The 18,509-nt window shown below is 48.4% G+C and carries 16 protein-coding genes; 2 read left to right on the top strand and 14 right to left on the bottom strand.

From position 1 onward, the window contains the following. Nucleotides 1-52 precede the first annotated feature (52 nt). The 10 genes from AC1RJL_RS03890 to pgi form a co-directional block, all read right to left on the bottom strand. A complete protein-coding gene (locus AC1RJL_RS03890) occupies nucleotides 53-247 on the bottom strand; it encodes a Trm112 family protein (protein ID WP_435783595.1) in 195 nt (64 codons plus the stop codon). An 89-nt stretch (nucleotides 248-336) separates the two neighbouring features. Beyond that, nucleotides 337-2,169 carry a C13 family peptidase gene (locus AC1RJL_RS03885; protein ID WP_492911431.1) on the bottom strand — a complete coding sequence of 611 codons (1,833 nt, stop codon included), beginning with the start codon at nucleotides 2,167-2,169 and terminating at the stop codon, nucleotides 337-339. Between the two features lie 50 nt (nucleotides 2,170-2,219). After that, nucleotides 2,220-3,035: a M23 family metallopeptidase gene (locus AC1RJL_RS03880; protein ID WP_492911430.1), complete on the bottom strand. Its 816-nt coding sequence runs from the start codon at nucleotides 3,033-3,035 to the stop codon at nucleotides 2,220-2,222. Nucleotides 3,036-3,114: 79 nt separating this feature from the next. Continuing rightward, nucleotides 3,115-4,560, bottom strand: coding sequence for a pyruvate kinase (gene pyk / locus AC1RJL_RS03875; RefSeq protein WP_492911429.1), 1,446 nt, complete (start codon nucleotides 4,558-4,560; stop codon nucleotides 3,115-3,117). 14 nt (nucleotides 4,561-4,574) lie between these two features. Further along, nucleotides 4,575-5,579, bottom strand: coding sequence for a type I glyceraldehyde-3-phosphate dehydrogenase (gene gap, locus AC1RJL_RS03870; protein WP_492911428.1), 1,005 nt, complete (start codon nucleotides 5,577-5,579; stop codon nucleotides 4,575-4,577). Between the two features lie 111 nt (nucleotides 5,580-5,690). Then, nucleotides 5,691-6,326 (bottom strand): bifunctional 4-hydroxy-2-oxoglutarate aldolase/2-dehydro-3-deoxy-phosphogluconate aldolase, encoded by a 636-nt coding sequence (eda, locus tag AC1RJL_RS03865; protein ID WP_492911427.1) that lies wholly within the window; start codon nucleotides 6,324-6,326, stop codon nucleotides 5,691-5,693. Nucleotides 6,327-6,409: 83 nt separating this feature from the next. Next, on the bottom strand, nucleotides 6,410-7,120 hold the full coding sequence (gene pgl, locus AC1RJL_RS03860) for a 6-phosphogluconolactonase (RefSeq protein ID WP_492911426.1): 711 nt from the start codon (nucleotides 7,118-7,120) through the stop codon (nucleotides 6,410-6,412). Beyond that, a complete protein-coding gene (zwf, locus tag AC1RJL_RS03855; protein ID WP_492911425.1) occupies nucleotides 7,114-8,601 on the bottom strand; it encodes a glucose-6-phosphate dehydrogenase in 1,488 nt (495 codons plus the stop codon). Before zwf ends, pgl begins: the two co-directional genes overlap by 7 nt. A 97-nt stretch (nucleotides 8,602-8,698) precedes the next feature. After that, entirely contained in the window at nucleotides 8,699-10,525 is a 1,827-nt protein-coding gene (edd, locus tag AC1RJL_RS03850; RefSeq protein WP_492911424.1) for a phosphogluconate dehydratase, read from the bottom strand. A gap of 121 nt (nucleotides 10,526-10,646) precedes the next feature. Then, the gene (gene pgi / locus AC1RJL_RS03845; RefSeq protein WP_492911423.1) at nucleotides 10,647-12,308 is read right to left on the bottom strand and encodes a glucose-6-phosphate isomerase; all 1,662 of its coding nucleotides are present in this window, start codon (nucleotides 12,306-12,308) and stop codon (nucleotides 10,647-10,649) included. 430 nt (nucleotides 12,309-12,738) lie between these two features. Between pgi and AC1RJL_RS03840 the strand changes: the two genes are divergently transcribed. Beyond that, nucleotides 12,739-13,824: a beta-N-acetylglucosaminidase domain-containing protein gene (locus AC1RJL_RS03840; protein ID WP_492911422.1), complete on the top strand. Its 1,086-nt coding sequence runs from the start codon at nucleotides 12,739-12,741 to the stop codon at nucleotides 13,822-13,824. A gap of 18 nt (nucleotides 13,825-13,842) precedes the next feature. Here the strand turns inward: AC1RJL_RS03840 and AC1RJL_RS03835 are convergent, their stop codons facing one another. Then, a complete protein-coding gene (locus AC1RJL_RS03835) occupies nucleotides 13,843-14,508 on the bottom strand; it encodes an alpha/beta hydrolase (protein ID WP_492911421.1) in 666 nt (221 codons plus the stop codon). 191 nt (nucleotides 14,509-14,699) lie between these two features. On the opposite strand from AC1RJL_RS03835, the gene ppnN reads away from it, so the two are divergent. Beyond that, the gene (ppnN, locus tag AC1RJL_RS03830; protein ID WP_492911420.1) at nucleotides 14,700-16,112 is read left to right on the top strand and encodes a nucleotide 5'-monophosphate nucleosidase PpnN; all 1,413 of its coding nucleotides are present in this window, start codon (nucleotides 14,700-14,702) and stop codon (nucleotides 16,110-16,112) included. A gap of 350 nt (nucleotides 16,113-16,462) precedes the next feature. Here the strand turns inward: ppnN and tadA are convergent, their stop codons facing one another. The 3 genes from tadA to AC1RJL_RS03815 are packed head-to-tail and all read right to left on the bottom strand — an operon-like array spanning nucleotide 16,463 to nucleotide 18,505. Beyond that, nucleotides 16,463-17,026, bottom strand: coding sequence for a tRNA adenosine(34) deaminase TadA (gene tadA, locus AC1RJL_RS03825; RefSeq protein ID WP_492911419.1), 564 nt, complete (start codon nucleotides 17,024-17,026; stop codon nucleotides 16,463-16,465). Then, on the bottom strand, nucleotides 17,023-17,292 hold the full coding sequence (locus AC1RJL_RS03820; protein WP_492911418.1) for a DUF1653 domain-containing protein: 270 nt from the start codon (nucleotides 17,290-17,292) through the stop codon (nucleotides 17,023-17,025). Before AC1RJL_RS03820 ends, tadA begins: the two co-directional genes overlap by 4 nt. Nucleotides 17,293-17,302: 10 nt before the next feature. Continuing rightward, nucleotides 17,303-18,505 (bottom strand): CaiB/BaiF CoA transferase family protein, encoded by a 1,203-nt coding sequence (locus AC1RJL_RS03815; protein ID WP_492911417.1) that lies wholly within the window; start codon nucleotides 18,503-18,505, stop codon nucleotides 17,303-17,305. Nucleotides 18,506-18,509: the final 4 nt, after the last annotated feature.

Here is an 18,509-nt window from a genome sequence, read left to right as displayed (position 1 = left end):
GCATCCACTAAATATTCAAATTTCTGCAAGGTTTAAAGAAGACAGCCGTAAGTCAGGCGTGATGCTCTTCTATCTCTTCGGCGCTGAGTTTGCGCGCTTCATGTTCCAACATCACCGGGATGCCATCGCGGATGGGATAGGCCAAACCACTTTCCCAACACACCAGCTCCTGCTGCTCGGGGCGATATTCAAGCTCGCCTTTACTTACAGGGCACACCAAAATACTGAGTAACTTTTTATCTATCATGATCTTAGGTCGTGCTTAGTTAACCGGGGGCGGTATCTTACACTGCCTTTTGCAGCCCTGTCTCTAGAGCGGCGGGGCTATAGGTGCAATTAGGGATTTAAATCACCCGAAACCGGTGCCAAAGGCACGGCCTGCCAGCGTTTCAACTGCTTAACGACGGTGGGATTAGTAAAAATTTGCGGATTGGATTCGGTGATTTTTTGCTCTTTTTCCCACTCTGCCACCAGCTCTTTTGCTTCATAAAAAGCCTGTTCAAAATCCACACCCGGCCTGAGCGATTCCTTGAAATAGGCTTTTCCAAAATAGGTGAATAAACTGTCATCCGCACAGCCAAATGAAGTTTTATCCGCTGCCGCGGCAGTCATCACCAGGCTATGCGAGTCTTTAAGGTCGTCGATAAATCCACCTGAGTAACATGCAGATAACACGATTACCCGGTGCTTAATACCGGTTGCTTTGAGCAAATCCCCCAACCATTTTGCATCTATATCATTCAATGCAAGGCCATTGTGATTCAGCGATATTGTTTTGTTTTTTGAACCATGACTGGTGATATAGAGGAAAAAAATATCCTGCTCTTTATCCATCTGCTCAGCAAGGCGTGCAACAGCAGCACTGATACTGGTGCGCGTTGCCAACGGATGCCCTGCCAGCGAGCGCTGGCTATTAGCCAGATAAATTGCGGTCGCACTATTTCCATATTGCGTATTAAAAAGATTTTCTATAAATGTACTTTCGCGATGGAACACTTCTTCGGTACCGTAACCTGCAACCACCAAACTATACAATTCTATTTTTTTCGGATCTGAAATTTGCACCGCATCCAGAGCGTGTTGCAACTCAACGGATTCCTTATAGAGTGCGTGTTCAGCCACTTCTTCCGGTGAGAAAATTTTTACTGCATCACCACCATCCACCAAGCGATCGTAGCGCCAACGACCATCAATGCGGCTCACGCCATCGATAGGCGTTTTATAAGTCAGTACTCCCTTACCGTGTTTTCTGCCGTAGGAAAATTCCCCTTCGTAGATATCACCATTACTGGCGATTAATTTCCCTTTGCCATCATATTGACCAAACTTGAATTCACCGGAATATTGCGCTCCATTTTTTGCAATGTAATTTCCCTTACCTTCAAGCTGGCCATCCTGATAATCACCTTCCCATTGGTTGCCCTTCCCGTCTGTTTGTACGCCTTTACCGTTTAGTTGCCAGTTTTTAAATTCACCGACATAAGTAAATCCATCCTCACTGGTATAAGTGCCTGAGCCGGTAAAATTATCCGTTTGAAACTCACCACTGTAGCGATTGCCTCGCCCATCATCAAACACACCTTGGCCATGCATTTTTCCCGCGACAAAATCGCCGGTGTATTTTTCACCTGAAGCCCGCCGCAATTCGCCTTTACCTTGAATCACACCCTCTACCAGTTGTCCGCTATATACAGATTTATCGGCAAAACCCCACGTTCCAGCGCCGTGCATTTTATTATTTTCAAAATCACCTTCATAAATATTTCCACCCGGATAAATAAGCTTACCCTTACCCTGAAATTGGTTTGCTACAAATTCACCTTCATAACGAGCACCATCCACATATACCAATACGCCGCGCCCTTCCATGTAACCACGGGCAAAATCACCTTTGTAATTGCCTGAATATTTTGAAGAGAACTTTCCTTTGCCGTGCATCAGTCCTGCTAAAAATTCACCATCGTATTCATCTCCATTCGTCCAGGTCATACGCCCCTGTCCGTCGAGCTGCCCTTCGGCATTAAGGTCGCCAATATAAGTAGCGCCATTTGCAAAACTTAATGACGGAGAGAATGCAAAGCGCAAATCGCGAAAAGTACCTTGCATCGCGATCAAGGTAAAAACAATCCCCGCGACAAAAGCACCGACAACTAAAGAAACTCGTTTCATAAACAATCCATTATGATTCTGAAAAAAGGATCGACAAAACATTCGAATTTTTATTTCGCCGGCATTGGTTCAACTAACAATTGTGGATCGACACGCTCCTCAAACCAGTTCATCCGCCAATCCAAATGTGGGCCAGTGGCGCGCCCTGTCTTACCCACTTTGGCAATGGTTTGCCCTTGGCTTATTGCATCACCTTTTTTCACCAGCACTTCGCTTAAATGAATAAAAGTCGACGAAAGGCCGTGTCCGTGATCGATAATTAATGTTCCGCCAGAGAAAAACATATCGGGATGCACAAGAGTCACCACACCGCCAGCTGGCGCTTTTACCAAAGTACCAACAGGTTTGGCGATATCAACTCCATAATGCGGTGAATTGGGTACGCCGTTGTAAAAACGCTGGCTGCCGTATACGCCAGTGATGGGGCCAATTAGCGGCCATTCAAATTTCTGTGTAAAAAAAGTAAGGGGCAAATCGCCTTTGCGTGCATCCGCTGACATTTGCGCTTCGCGTTTTGCCCGTTCGACTTGCGCCGGATCCGGCTCGACTGTCTGTTGTGGTACACCCGTTACTTTCTGGATGTTGTAGCTACGTTTCTTAACCGTAAAGCGATGTTCTTTGCGCAGGCCATTGCTATCAATTGTTGTAAGGCTTGCCTGTTGCCCTGCATCGCGCCCAAGACCAATTACGAATTCACCCGCAGGTGATATCTGCAACTTTTTACCGCGATATTCCACCTGGGTTCCTTGCGGTACTTTGCCGAGAATCACCGCGCCTTGCTGCCACTCGCCCTTCAATTCAAGTGCAGTAGCTGCCATGCTCGACAGCGCAAATAAAATACCAATGACAAATTGATGTAATTTCACATGTGACTCCAGATATACCTGCTAAATTTTGGACAAAAAAAACGGCAGACTAGCTGCCGTTTCTTATCATTATCTGCACTTAGACAATTTGATCGTCGACACGCAAGATTTTCATAGTGTTAGTACCGCCTAACAGGGTGGTATCACCACTTGAAACGATTACGAGGTCGCCATTTACCAAAGTACCTTGCGATTTCAACATCTCAATCGCGCGGACGAAATCATCTGCACAAGGAGCGCTATTGGTATCGAATGCGATAGGTTGTACACCGCGGTACATCGCCACTTTACGCTGGGTGCTCACATGACGGGAGAACGCAAAAATAGGCAATTGCGAACCCACACGTGACATCAAACGCGGTGTGCTACCGGATTCGGTAAAGCAGATAATCGCTTTAACACCATCGAGATGGTTGGCGGTAAACATAGAAGCCAGTGCAATCGATTCATCAACGCTGCTGAAAGCCTGATCCATACGATAGTTATCAAAACTGGCCGTTGGATGTTTTTCAGCGCCGAGAATAATACGCACCATCGCTTCAACAGTTTCTACCGGGAAACTACCGGCAGCCGTTTCTGCCGAGAGCATTACCGCATCGGTTCCATCAAGTACGGCGTTAGCAACGTCGAATACTTCAGCGCGAGTTGGCAGTGGGCTGTTGATCATCGACTCCATCATTTGGGTCGCTGTGATTACCGCTTTATTCAGTGCACGTGAACGCGCAATGATGCGTTTCTGTACACCGATCAATGCTGCATCACCAATCTCAACACCCAAGTCACCACGCGCAACCATTACGGCATCGCTGGCAAGAATAATGCCGTCCAGGGTAGCATCGTCAGCAACAGCTTCTGCACGCTCAACTTTAGACACCAAACCGGCACGGCCACCCGCTGCAACCATTAGCTTGCGCGCGAAATCCATATCCTCAGCAGAGCGAGGGAAAGACACGGCAAGATAATCCACATCGATTTCTGCCGCAGTCTTGATATCAGCGATATCTTTTTCAGTTAGTGCAGGTGCAGTCAAACCACCACCTTGGCGGTTGATACCTTTGTTGTTCGACAAAGGACCAGCCACTTTGGTAGTAGTGTAGATACGAGGACCTTCAATTTTATCGACGGTGAGAACTACACGGCCATCATCCAGCAGAAGCACATCGCCAGGCTTGCAATCATTTGGCAATTCTTTGTAATCGATACCCACTTGCTGTTGGTTACCCGCATCGCGCTCCAGCGATGCATCCAACACAAATTTGTCACCGACTTTAAGATGAATTTTGCCTTCGGCAAAACGCGCAACACGAATTTTTGGCCCTTGCAGATCGCCGAGTACCGCCACGAAGCGGTTATGCTTGGCCGCAAGCGCGCGCACAGTTTCCGCGCGGCGCTTGTGATCTTCCGGTGAACCGTGGGAGAAGTTCAAACGAACGACATCCACACCGGCAAGGATCAATCTTTCCAATACTTCCGGCGATTCAGAAGCCGGGCCTAAAGTACTGACGATTTTAGTACGTCTTAACATGATGGCTGCTTCTCTTATTTGGCTGACACAAGTGCAATGGTGTTATCCAACATACGGTTGGAAAAGCCCCACTCGTTGTCGTACCAAGCCAATACTTTTACCCACTTGCCATACACTTTGGTTTGCAATGAGTCGTAATTTGAAGAGTGCGGGTTGTGGTTGAAATCGATAGAAACCAGTGGCTCATCAACGAATGCCAAAACACCCGGCATTTCAGTTTCAGCGGCTTTTTTCATCGCCGCATTGACAGCTTCAACACTCACATCTTTTTCTACTAATACATTCAGGTCAACCAGGGAAACGTTGATAGTTGGAACACGAACTGAAATACCATCCATCTTGCCTTTCAATTCCGGCAATACCAAACCTACCGCTTTAGCAGCACCGGTAGTGGTTGGAATCATTGATTGAGTAGCTGAACGCGCGCGGTAAATATCTTTGTGGAACACGTCAGACAACACTTGATCATTGGTGTATGAGTGAATCGTGGTCATAGAACCTTGCACGATACCGAAGTTATCGTTCAACACTTTGGCGATTGGAGCCAGGCAGTTAGTGGTGCAAGATGCGTTGGAGATAATGGTGTCAGATGCTTTCAATACTTTGTCGTTTACACCGAATACCACGGTTGCATCCACATCAGTACCGGGAGCAGAAATAATGACTTTCTTGGCACCAGCTGCCAAGTGCAGGCCTGCTTTTTCTTTGCTGGTAAAAATGCCGGTACATTCGTATACCACATCAACATTCAATTCGCCCCAGGGCAATTTAGCCGGATCGCGCTCAGAGGTAATGCGAATCGCATCGCCGTTAACAAACATGGTGTCGCCTTCAAATTTAACGGTGCCGTTAAATTGGCCATGTACTGAATCGTATTTGGTAAGGTGAGCATTGAGATGGGCATCACCCAAATCGTTAATACCAACAATTTGGATTTGGCTGCGCTTGCCTGATTCATACAAAGCGCGCAGTACATTGCGACCGATACGACCGTAACCGTTAATTGCCACTCTAATCATTACATTCTCCTAAGTAAGCTGTTCAATAATTTTTCGCTGTAGGGGCGCCGCTTGCTGCGCCCTGTTCTGATGCTTGTTGTATTGCCAGGGCGCAGCAAGCGGCGCCCCTACCTAACTGCGCGGCAAGCTGGCTGCTTCACGGGCCAGACGCTCAATCTCATCCCAACGCCCGGCTTTCATTAATTCTTTAGGAGCCATCCAGGTACCGCCAACGCAATGCACGTTTGGCAGGGCCAAATAGCTCGGTGCTTTTGCCAAATCAATTCCACCAGTCGGGCAGAAAGTAATTTGCGGCAAAGGACCAGCAATCGATTTCAACATAGGTACGCCACCAGCAGCTTCCGCAGGGAAGAATTTTTGATGGGTAAAACCTTGTACATACAAATTCATTGCTTCAGTTGGTGTAGCAACACCGGCCAACAAAGGAACAGGTGATGCTTTAGCAGCTTCGATCAACGCTGGCGTTGTACCCGGGCTTACCAAAAAGGTTGAACCGGCTTTCACCGCCTTTTCCAAATCAGCTGGAGTGATAATAGTACCGGCGCCAATTACTGCGTCATCCGGCAGAGCTTCTACCATCGCAGTAATCGCATCCAACGCACAAGGAGTACGCAGGGTGATTTCCAATACTTTCAAGCCACCGTTGTAAAGCGCTTTGGCCAATGGCACAGCATCTTCAATACGCTCTACCACCATAACGGGTACGACTGGCGCTACTCTGACAATTTGATCGATAGTTAAAGCCACTGTATATCCCTCGTTGTTCAAAAAAGTTCGACAATTAATTTGCGAAAAACTTACCGCAGATCAGTTCGGAATTCGGTACAAAATCACGGCGCCCAATAAACGATAACAGGCACTTTTTGCTGTTGTAATACAGCGCGGATCGGCATTTCTTTCACATCGCTACCCGCTTGTGCGGCGCGCAGCACTGCCAGTTTCTCGTCGCCGGTGATCAGCAATACCAACGTCCTGGAGCGCAGCAAACCAGCGAGTGTCAATGTCATGCGCTCGGTAATCGCACCGGTCACTTCACTTTGCCTGGCAATAATTGCCGCGCACAGAGAACCAGCTTCCGGTTCCAACGCTGCATCCAAACCCTGCGCATGCGGGAACAACGATGCGGTGTGGCCATCAGAACCCATACCCAGGATAGTCACATCGAATGGCTGTGCCAGTTGTTGGTAGGCACTTTCGCAATCATCCAGCCCTTCCGCTGCAGTTTCGGCGGAATTTTTCATACCGACCAAATTAGCGACTGCGGCCTTATTCTGGATTAAATGTTTTACCGTAAACGCTTCGTTGCTTTTGTCGTGTTCAAAATCAACCCAACGCTCGTCAACCAAGGCGACGTAAACAGATTCCCAATCAAGATCAGAATTGCTCAGCGCTTTGTACAGCGGCTCGGGAGTGCTGCCACCGGATACCATAAAAGTCGCTTCACCACGATCTTCAATCGCTTCACGCAATGATGTCTCACATTCCGCTTGCAATGCAGCAATCATGTCTGCGCGGCTGTCAAATAAACGCTCGGTTACCATTCCTGATCGGCTCCTGACAACACTTCATCAATAGAGAACCAACGGCGACGGTCACTGGCCAGCATTTGCGCGGACGCTTGTGGACCCCAACTACCCGCCATATAGCCATGCGGCTTGTTCTCAGGGCGCTGCCAGGCTTCGATAATCGGATCAATCCACGCCCATGCTGCATCCACCTCAGCACGGTGGATAAACAAACTGGCGTCGCCAGCAGCAGCATCCAGCATCAAACGCTTGTAGGCGTCAGAGTAGAAATCCTTGTAGGTATCGGCAAAGTTCAGGTTGAGCACTACCGGACGCAAGTGAGTCTCGTGCTTCTCCAGATCTTTGGACACCATGATGATCTTGATGCTCTCTTCCGGTTGCAAGCGGATAATCAGACGGTTCGGCGTAGATGCGCCGGCAGACTCCGGATATACACGGTGCGCAACATCTTTGTATTGGATAACGATTTCGGCAAAACGTTGCTTCATACGCTTACCGGTGCGTAAATAGAACGGCACGTTGGCCCAGCGAGAGTTATCAATGTAGGCGCGAATAGCGACGAAAGTTTCGGTATTACTCGACTGGCCCAACTCATCCAAATAGCCTGGAACTTGTTTGCCGCCCATTTCACCGGCGACGTATTGGCCGCGCACGGTGTTGTACTTAACGGTGTTGCCTGTCAATGGGCGCAAATTCTCCAGGACTTTCAATTTTTCTGCACGGATACGCTCGGCGGTCATTTTGTTCGGTGATTCCATCGCCACCAAACACAACAGTTGGAGAATATGGTTTTGCACCATATCGCGCAGGGCACCGGCGCCGTCGTAGAAACTGGCGCGACCTTCAAGGCCTACGGTTTCAGAAATGCTGATTTGTACGTGATCGATTGATTTGGCATCCCACAGATGCTCAAACATGCCATTGGCAAAACGCAGTGCCAACAGGTTTTGCACAGTCTCTTTACCAAGGTAATGGTCGATGCGGAAAATGGCATCTTCTCTGAAATATTCGGCAATCTGGCTGTTGATTTCTTCCGCTGTTTTAGCGTCATAACCCAATGGTTTTTCTACCACTACGCGTGAGGTAGCAGTAATCAAACCAGTCTCATGCAAATGCTTGCAGCAGATACTGAATACTGACGGCGGAGTGGAGAGATAGAATACGCGCTGGCTATTACCGCCGCTATTGAGCAATTCTGCCAAGGCATCCCAATGTTCATCTTTGGTACCGATATCTATGAATACAGGGAACAAACGCTTGGCGAATTCATCCCAATCGGCAGTTACAAATTCGTCTGCATTAAGGTGCTTTTCAGCGGCTTCACGCACCTTGTCTTTGTATTCGGCAACCATTTGGGTATTACGGCATGTCGGAATAATACGTGAACCGACAGGCAATGAACCTTCGCGATGGGCGCGATAAAGACCGGGAATCAACTTGCGCAGGGCCAAATCACCAGCGCCACCAAAGATGACAAAATCAAATGCTTCAAGCATGTGGGGTAATCCTGTTTGTGAATCTTGACAGTGGATTTACTTTTTAAAAACGAAGACCCCGAACACAGGTTCGGGGTCCGGGATTTAACGGGCTATTTTACCAGTTAAATACAGTAGCTCCTTCTTCAGCCAGGCCAACTGTGGCACGCAGGGGCGCAAACAACTCGCGCCCCATACCATAGTGGACACCTGACAAATCACATTGGGCAGGTTGGCGAGCACTCAGCTCTTCCTCACTGACCAGCAGTTGTAACGTGCCGGATTCAGCATCCAATTCAATCATATCGCCGTCGCGGATCAGGCCGATTGGGCCATTGTCCAGGGCTTCCGGTGTCATGTGGATCGCAGCAGGAATCTTACCAGAGGCACCCGACATACGACCATCGGTCAATAAAGCAACTTTAAAACCACGGTCCTGCAACACACCTAACGGTGGAGTCAGCTTATGCAGCTCCGGCATACCACAGGCTTTTGGCCCCTGAAAGCGCACAACGGCAATAAAATCTTTTTCCAAATCGCCACGCTTGAAGGCGACCTGCAATTCTTCCTGGCTATGGAACACTATAGCGGGAGCAACCACTTTGCGATGGTCCGGTTTGACCGCAGAAATCTTAATCACCGAGCGACCAATATTACCTTTCAGCAGACGCATGCCACCTTCCGGCGCAAAGGGTTTGGCGACCGGACGCAAAACTGCATCGTCCAGACTTTCCAATGGCGACTCGCGCCATACGACCTCGCCATTTTCCAGGAAAGGCTCTCGAGTGTAAGCCGCCAATCCGGTTCCACCCATGACGGTTTTTACGTCATCATGCAACAGACCGGCATTGCGCAGTTCACGCATCAGGAAGCCCATGCCGCCGACGGCCTGGAAGCGGTTAACGTCAGCCAATCCGTTAGGATAAATGCGACACATCAACGGAATTATATCTGAAATGTCAGACAAATCCTGCCAATTAATTTGAACACCCGCTGCGCGCGCGATCGCAACAATGTGCATAGCATGGTTGGTTGAACCACCCGTCGCCATCAAGCCAACAATACCGTTAACGATAGATTTCTCCGTCACGATATCAGCCAGGGCAACCGGCTCATCGCGGGTGATACGGGCCAATTGGTGAACAGAAGCGCGAGTGAGGGCCTCACGCATTGGCGTGTAAGGGTTGATGAAGGTACTGCCGGGCAAGTGAATACCCATGATCTCCATCAACATCTGGTTGGTATTCGCAGTACCGTAGAAAGTACAGGTACCTGCACTGTGATAAGACGCGCTTTCAGCTGCCAACAGCTCTTTGCGCCCTACTTTGCCCTCGGCGAATAATTGGCGCGCCTTGGCTTTTTCAGCATTCGGCAAACCAGGAGTCATCGGGCCTGCCGGAATGAAAATAATCGGCAGTTGGCCGAACGACAACGCACCCATCATCAAACCGGGGACAATCTTGTCGCACACACCCAGGCAGATAGCACCGTCAAACATATCGTGCGAAAGCGCAATCGCTGTGCTCATCGCAATCACATCGCGGCTGAACAAGGATAATTCCATGCCCGGAAAACCTTGCGTTACACCATCGCACATTGCCGGTACACCGCCAGCCATTTGCGCAGTCATGCCCATTTCTTTGGCGGCAGCCTTGATCGGCTCCAGATACTCACCATAGGGAACGTGGGCGGAAAGCATTTCATTGTAGGCAGAGACCACACCAAGGTTAGGCGCCTGGCCTTCGGCCAAGGCTTCTTTATCCGAGGCATTACACGCGGCGAAACCGTGGGCAAGGTTGGCGCATCCCAAATGATGACGAGCAGGCCCTTTACTGCGGAATTTGTTGACACGTGCAAGATAAGCGGCACGGGTATCACGGCTGCGAGCAATGATTCGCTCGGTAATTTCAACAAGTCTTGGATCTGTGCTTAGTACGTCAGTCATTGGGATACCATTGCTCTTGGGCTGCATCTATCGCAAACACAGGGTTTGCGCACAATCGCGCCGGGTGCATCGCCCGGCGCTCTGGTTTGTTTTTGTCTCTCTGCTCTACAGAAGCGGTGACCTAGACAGTTTTGGCGCGCTTGTAGAAATCGATCAAATTCCGGGTTGAAGCATCGTGTTTGGCATTGGTTTCTTTGGCCAGATCCAACTCTGGCTGGATACCCGCCGCCAGCACTTTACCCAGCTCAACACCCCATTGATCAAATGAATGTATACGCCAAATGATACCTTGAACAAAAATTTTGTGCTCATAAAGCGCGATCAAGGCACCCAGCGAGCGAGCATCCACCTTATTGAGCAGAAAGGTATTGGTAGGACGATTACCGCGATGCACCTTGTGCTCCACGATTTCTTCAATGCGCGATGCGCTCATACCTTTAGCTGACAACTCGCGACGCACCTGATCCGCATCGATACCCAACATCAGCGCCTGGGTTTGGGCGAAGAAGTTAGCCATCAGTGCATCGTGATGACCGTCTACAGCCACAGTCGGAGCAATGGAACCGATAAAATCAGCAGGGATAATATCGGTGCCCTGATGCAGCATTTGGTAAAACGCATGCTGACCGTTGATACCCACCTCACCCCATACCAGCGGCACGCTACCGTAACTGATTTGCTCGCCAGCCCAATTCACGGACTTACCATTACTTTCCATCTCAGCCTGCTGCATGTAAGCAGGAAAACGGTGCAGGCATTGGTCGTACGGCAGCAATGCATGAGCGGGATAGCCAAGGAAATTGCGGTTCCAAACACCTACCAACGCCAACAGCACCGGGGCATTTTCAGCCAGTGGCGCGGTTTGGAAATGTTGGTCCATTTCATAAGCGCCTTGCAGCAACTCATCAAATAATTCGTAACCAAGGAACAATACAATTGGCAGGCCAATTGCTGACCAGAGTGAGAAACGGCCACCGACCCAATCCCACATATCAAAAATATTTTCTTCCGCGATACCAAATGCCGTCACCAGCTTACGGTTGGTCGACACCGCCACAAAATGCTTGGCAATAGCCGCCTTATCACCCGCTACCGCCATAAACCACTGCTCAGCGGTGCTCGCGTTGGTCATAGTCTCTTGCGTGGTAAAGGTTTTGGAGGAGATAACAAACAAGGTTGTCTCAGGACTCAAACCCTCCAATACTTCAGCGATCTGGGCGCCGTCGATATTAGACACAAAATGCATATTGAAGCGTTTATCGCTGTAGGATTTCAGCGCTTCGCACACCATCAATGGCCCCAGGTTAGAGCCACCAATACCAATACTGACAATGTCGGTGATGGTTTTACCGGTAAAACCAATCCACTCGCCCGAACGCAACTTCTCGCTCAGTTTACGCATACGCTCCAGCTCGGCATTAATCGCCGGACGCGCATCAGCGCCATCAATAACAATAGGCCTGGAGGATTTATCGCGCAGGGCAACGTGCATAACAGCGCGATCTTCAGTGGCATTGATGTGCTCGGCAGCAAACATCTTGCCGCGCCAGCTTTCAACATCGGATTCTTTCGCCAGCGCCAGCAAACCGGCTTTGGTTTCGTCGGTAATTAAATTTTTGGAGTAGTCGAACAGCAGGCTGGATAATTGCAGCGAGAACTTATCAAAACGTTTGTCATCAGCAGCGAACAAGTCTTTGAGATGTTGGGATTTCAGTTGAGCCGCATGGGCAGTCAAGGTTTTCCAGGAAGGCAAATCGGTAGGACGCACATCAGGATTAGTCATTTCTACTCCGCAAACAAAAATGCGTAGGTGGTATACCTAGACAAGTGGTTGATTTCTATTCTATTAACTTGAGCCCGACCCGACCCAGATAACAAGCAGGAAGGATAAATTTCCTACCAGCTTCGAAGTTATATGCTTGCCATCCTAGAATTAAGCCATTAAGCGCAAACCAAACTTGGAAGTCGCGAATGCGCCGAAATATAGAAATGGCATCAGCAACCAGCGCCAAGCGATCACACAAAAATCACCTCAAAATCCGCGTGAATTGCGCTGCTCAAAAAGGCCGCTATGATAGGCAGATGGGTTTTGAGTGTCAATTAAAGCACAGTATTTACGGGGCTGGATTAAATGTTTACTCGCAACAAAAATAACCCTGCGCAACGCAACAAATTCCAATGCCCGAATCAATCATTCAATCAGTGAATTATCCATGCAAACGAATAAGAATTGCACAGCGCCCTGCGGAATCATCGAAGGTTTTTTTGGGCGCAGTTGGAATTGGAATATCAGAAAAAAATACGCTGAATTCCTTGCGCTAAATGAGTACAGCTTTTATATCTACGCACCAAAAAGTGACAAGCATTTGCGCAAGCACTGGCAAGAAGATTGGCCCACAGAAGAAAAAAAATCACTTCAGGAATTACGCCAGGCTTATAGCGATACCGGTGTCCAATTTGGTATTGGACTCAGCCCACACGAAATTTATCTCGATCCATCGCATAACCAGCGCGCGCACCTGGATCAGCGCATTCGACAAATCAATCAACTTGAACCCGATATCCTCTGCATTTTATTTGATGATATGCGCGGCGATATTCCTGGCTTGGCACAAATCCAAACCGATATCATCCATCAAGCGGCGGCAATCAGCACTGCAAAAAAAATAATCTTTTGTCCAACCTATTACAGCTTTGACCCGGTATTGGAAAAAGTATTTGGGGCGATGCCGGAAAATTACTGGCAAACATTTGCGCAGCAGTTGGATAAAACTATCGATATTTTTTGGACAGGGGAAAAAGTGTGTTCGACCAATTACCCTGCAGAACACTTGACACACGTCACTGATTTAATCGGTCGCAAACCCTTTTTATGGGACAACTATCCCGTCAATGACGGCGCAGTAAAATCCAACTTGTTGCAATTGCGCGCGTTCGATAAAGGCCACAGCCAATTAGCAGATAAAGTGGCCGGACATGCAGTAAACCCGATGAACCAGCCTTGGCTTTCACAAATTCCGCTAGCCAGCTTGCCGCTGGCTTATCGCGAGAAAGAAAATTATTCGGCTGCAGCTGCATTCCCTAGTATCTGTAATAATCTTTGCGGCGCAGCCATGGCGGCACAGTTACAACACGACATTCACCAACTGCAAGATCGCGGTTTAAAAAACCTTGATCAGGCAGAGCGGCAAGCATTGCGCGAAACTTATCAGCATTTTGGCAGCAATCCTTACGCAAAAGAAATTGTTGCCTGGTTAAACGATGAATACCAATTTGACCCAGCCTGTTTGACTGAATAATGGTTTTAGCGAAAGCGTTTATTTTAAAACAGATTGAATCCAACGAGACATGGATTCAACTTGCTCCATGCAGACGGTGTGCTCCATCGGATAAGATTCATAATTCACATTGCAACCGCGATCCTGCAAAAAACGATAGGCGCGCTGCCCCAAGGCTTCGTTAACAATTGGATCACGAGTGCCGTGCTGAATCAGTATCGGCGTTTTCTGATTGGCAGGATGGATACTGGCGGTGGCGTGAGTAGCAAAATAACTCGACAAAATCAGCAACCCTGCGAGCGACTTTTCATAGGTCAAACCGGCCTGATAAGCGACCGCTCCGCCCTGGGAAAAACCCACCAATAAAATTTTATCACTCGGCACTCCACGTGCAATTTCACGCTCTACCAAATGTTGCACAGCGTCAGCGCTGGCAATTAATTGCGCTTCATCCACTTTGCGCTCAAGGTTCATTTCCAGGATATCGTACCAGGCGGGCATGACATAACTGTTATTGATTGTGACCGGGATCTGCGGCGCGTGCGGAAAAATAAAACGCACCGACAAATCCTTTGGCAAACGAAGTTCTGGTACCAAAGGAGCAAAATCATTGCCATCCGCCCCCAAACCATGCAACCAAATAATGCTGGCAGCCACCGGCAATTGCGGCTGATTAAGTTTTTCAACACAGGGTAAATATTCCATAAGGATTCTCTTTTACGGGAAACTTTGTTTAATTTTTGCTCAAAACATTTATCGATATGCAATATTGCTGACAATTACTCAATTGGGCAAGCGTCCATAAGCGCACAATCGGGAAAATAACACTACACTTGGATTGTATATCGACAGCGAACTGCAGCAGAACCAGTGCATCATTGATGCTAAGGAATACTATGAGTCACTTGAATCCCAACCAACCCACCTTCAAAGAAGCGGGCGTATACAAAACGGTGAGCGCCCTCATCGCCCCTATTGATCAACTGAATGTACTTTCCAAAGTGGAAGTAGCCAAATTGTTGGACTCCAGCCAAAGCGGCCTGTACAAATTATTCCGCAGTTGCGCACTTGCCGTACTTAACACCGGCAATGACCTGGACGATGGCAAAGAATTGCTCGAACGCTATAAAGATTTTGATATCAGCATTGTGCAGGAAGAACGCGGCATAAAACTCGCCGTAAAAAATGCGCCGGCGAATGCATTTGTTGATGAAAAAATGATTCGCGGTATCAGTGAACATTTATTTACTGTGTTGCGCGATGTGATTTACAACAACGATGAACTGAATGGCAATCCAAAATTTAGCTCACGTACATCTGAAGGCATTACCGACGCCGTATTCCATATGTTGCGCAATGCTAATTTATTGAAACCGGGATTAGACCCCAATCTCGTTGTCTGTTGGGGCGGTCACTCCATCAACCGTATTGAATACGACTACACCAAAGAAGTCGGTTATCAATTAGGTTTACGCGGCCTGGATATCTGCACCGGGTGCGGGCCAGGCGCAATGAAAGGCCCAATGAAAGGCGCAACAATTGGCCACGCCAAGCAGCGTATTCCTAACGGTCGTTATATCGGTATTACTGAACCGGGAATCATCGCGGCAGAAGCGCCAAATCCGATTGTTAACCAACTGACCATCATGCCCGATATTGAAAAGCGCCTTGAAGCCTTTGTGCGTCTCGGCCATGGCATTATTGTATTCCCCGGCGGCGCGGGCACAGCGGAGGAAATTCTCTACATCCTCGGTTTGCTGTTGCATCCGGACAATAAAGATATTCCTTTCCCGTTAATTTTTACCGGCCCGGCAACTTCAGCGGAATATTTCTCGCGCATTGATAAATTTATTGGCGATACGCTCGGCGTAGAAGCGCAATCGCATTACAAAATTATCGTCAACGATCCCGATGCAGTCGCACGTGAGATGAAGGAAGGGATTAAAAAAGTACGCGAGTTCCGCAAGCACAGCGATGATGCTTACTACTTCAACTGGCAGTTAAAAATCAGCCCCGATTTGCAACAGCCATTTATTCCCACCCACGAAAATATGCGCAACCTGGAGCTACACAAAAACCAGCCGGTCAACCAGCTCGCTGCCAATTTGCGCCGCGCGTTTTCCGGGATAGTTGCGGGTAATGTGAAAGAGGAAGGCATTCTCGCGATCGAACAATTCGGTCACTTCGAACTGCACGGTGATCTTGAGATTATGCAACCGGTGGACGAGTTGCTGGAGTCTTTTGCTCGCCAAAGCCGGATGAAGTTACCCGGGCGCGAATATATTCCTTGCTATAAGGTTATAAAGTAGTCGATTACATATACTCAAGTGATCTAGGTTGTAGTCAATCTCCTACAAAAACTAGCGACTTTAGCGACTATCTTGCCAGCAGCCAGCATTGGATAATGATCACACCAAGGAAGTAGACAATGATGTGTGCTGGCCAGGAAAGGTCAATGGATGCGCCCACCTGTTAGGGACGCGATGTCGGATGACATCAAAGGATTGCACTAGCGCAGGAGGAAGGCGGTCAGGGAATCGAAAGGAAAATCGACGCAATTGACTACTTCTACTTAGGGATAGTATTTGTATGGGGCCGCTTATGCGGCCCCTACTCATTTCAGGGGCACCATTTTTAGACGCTCGCCATGATGCTTTATTTAGGATGGCATCACATTATTATCATCAGCCAAAGCTTTGCCTCGCTCTTGTTTTTCCTTACGTTTCTGCTCCCTTCTCGCCGCAAAAAAATGACTCAATTGATGCTGACACTGCTGCGCAATTAACCCGCCGGTATAATCGACCTTGTGGTTAAAATAATCGTTATCCAATAGCCGTGATTTACTCACTACCGCGCCTGCTTTGGTCTCACTGGTACCGAATACCAAACGCGCAATACGTGCATGCACTAAAGCACCGACGCACATAGTACAAGGTTCAAGGGTGACGTAAATTGTTGCACCCACCAAACGATAATTTTGTATTTTTGTTGCCGCTTGCCGCAACGCGATAATTTCTGCGTGGGCAGTGGGATCATTACTGCTAATCGGCTGGTTAAAACCCTCACCAATAAGTTTTCCATCCCGGACAATCGCCGCACCGACAGGCACTTCACCCAAGATTTCGCCCTGCGCGGCAAGCGTCATCGCATACGTCATCCAACGCTCATCGTCCGCCGAAAAGAAAGCAGGATGTGCAGGATTTTCTTGCTCGCCATTACTCACGTTTTTTTAACTTCCACCAGCGGCGCCAAATAATCAGCAAGCTCTTGTTCCGTTAATGCACGCTCAAAACGAAACCGGGGAATAGTTTCACCCGCAAGCTCAACTGTCTGTAGAAACAATTCTAATGGACGAATTGACCAGCCATAATCATCATAAAGGTAACGATAAACGACATAAGGTTCTTCAGTTTCACTGTGATTTGCCACCTGAAATACAAAATAGCTTTTGCCTTTGTAGTGGCGATATAAACCTGACTTCAATTTCATATCGATTACCTTAAATAACACCTGCGATTTTTAACTCATCAATTTGCGTTTGCGACAAATTCAATATCGATTGCAACACGTCTTGCGTATGGCTACCAATTTCACCACCCGGCCAATCAGTACGACCAGGTGTGTCAGTCAACTTGGGAAGTATCGCCGGAATTTTTAGCGGCTTGCCATTAATCTCTACCTGCTCAAACATGCCACGCGCATTAAAGTGTGCATCGGCAAACATATCTTGCACGTTATATATCGGACCGCCCGGCACCCGCGCTTGCTCAAGCAATTGCAAAATATCATCAGCATCTTTACTCATACACCAGGCCGCCAGTGCATTATCAATTTCCAATTCGTGCTTAACACGCCCTGCATTATTTGCCATGCGTAGATCATTGGCCATTTCCGGATGGCCGGCCACTTCCATCAAACGCTGAAAAATGGAATCGCCATTACCGCCAATCACCACATACTTTCCGTTTTTGCAGCGATAGGTATTGGTCGGCACAATACCGGTAACCGTAGTGCCGGAAGGTTCGCGAATAACGCCAGCGCCGGAGAATTCCGGTACCACAGCTTCCATCAAATTAAACATGGATTCATAGAGCGCGACATCCACTACCTGACCATCACCGTCTTGGTTTCGCTCGCGCTCAAGTAATGCCAATGTAATGCCCAGCGCGGCATGAATACCGGAAATGGTATCGCCAATACTTAAATTAGGACGCACCGGCGCTTGATCAGGAAAGCCATTCACGTAACGAAAACCACTTATACCTTCGCACACCGACGCAAAACCCGGCTTACTCGCATAAGGGCCGGTTTGGCCGTAACCGGAAATCCGCGCATAGACTATTTTGGGGTTCGATTTTCTTATTTCTTCCGGTCCCAAGCCCCAATTTTCCATTACACCCGGACGAAAGTTTTCGATTACCACATCGGCGCTATCAATTAATTGCCGCGCGAGTTGTTGGCCTTCGGTTTTCTTTAAATCCAGTGTGAGGCTTTTTTTGTTGCGCCCGATACTCCGCCACCAATGGGAAGTACCATTTTCCAATACACGCCACCCGCGGATAGGATCGCCTTCAGGCGGCTCGATTTTTATCACCTCAGCACCAAAATACGCGAGCATACAACCGGCGAAAGGACCAGCGAGCAGCTGCCCTACTTCAATTACGCGGATGCCATCCAGGGGGCGACGATTTTTATTGGCCATATTT

This window comes from Cellvibrio sp. GW822-FHT04B05 (assembly GCF_058800985.1).
Note: the sequence above shows the minus strand (reverse complement) of the source record. Positions and strands in the feature narration are given on the sequence as shown.

Excerpts from the sequence above, each read along its gene's own strand:
- zwf (WP_492911425.1), bottom strand. The coding sequence starts at position 8,601 with ATGCTTGAAGCATTTGATTTTGTCATCTTTGGTGGCGCTGGTGATTTG.
- AC1RJL_RS03885 (WP_492911431.1), bottom strand. The coding sequence starts at position 2,169 with ATGAAACGAGTTTCTTTAGTTGTCGGTGCTTTTGTCGCGGGGATTGTT.
- edd (WP_492911424.1), bottom strand. The coding sequence starts at position 10,525 with ATGACTGACGTACTAAGCACAGATCCAAGACTTGTTGAAATTACCGAG.
- pgi (WP_492911423.1), bottom strand. The coding sequence starts at position 12,308 with ATGACTAATCCTGATGTGCGTCCTACCGATTTGCCTTCCTGGAAAACC.
- gap (WP_492911428.1), bottom strand. The coding sequence starts at position 5,579 with ATGATTAGAGTGGCAATTAACGGTTACGGTCGTATCGGTCGCAATGTA.
- AC1RJL_RS03820 (WP_492911418.1), bottom strand. The coding sequence starts at position 17,292 with ATGAAATTGAAGTCAGGTTTATATCGCCACTACAAAGGCAAAAGCTAT.
- AC1RJL_RS03840 (WP_492911422.1), top strand. The coding sequence starts at position 12,739 with ATGCAAACGAATAAGAATTGCACAGCGCCCTGCGGAATCATCGAAGGT.
- AC1RJL_RS03890 (WP_435783595.1), bottom strand. The coding sequence starts at position 247 with ATGATAGATAAAAAGTTACTCAGTATTTTGGTGTGCCCTGTAAGTAAA.
- pyk (WP_492911429.1), bottom strand. The coding sequence starts at position 4,560 with ATGTTAAGACGTACTAAAATCGTCAGTACTTTAGGCCCGGCTTCTGAA.
- AC1RJL_RS03835 (WP_492911421.1), bottom strand. The coding sequence starts at position 14,508 with ATGGAATATTTACCCTGTGTTGAAAAACTTAATCAGCCGCAATTGCCG.
- pgl (WP_492911426.1), bottom strand. The coding sequence starts at position 7,120 with ATGGTAACCGAGCGTTTATTTGACAGCCGCGCAGACATGATTGCTGCA.
- AC1RJL_RS03815 (WP_492911417.1), bottom strand. The coding sequence starts at position 18,505 with ATGGCCAATAAAAATCGTCGCCCCCTGGATGGCATCCGCGTAATTGAA.
- ppnN (WP_492911420.1), top strand. The coding sequence starts at position 14,700 with ATGAGTCACTTGAATCCCAACCAACCCACCTTCAAAGAAGCGGGCGTA.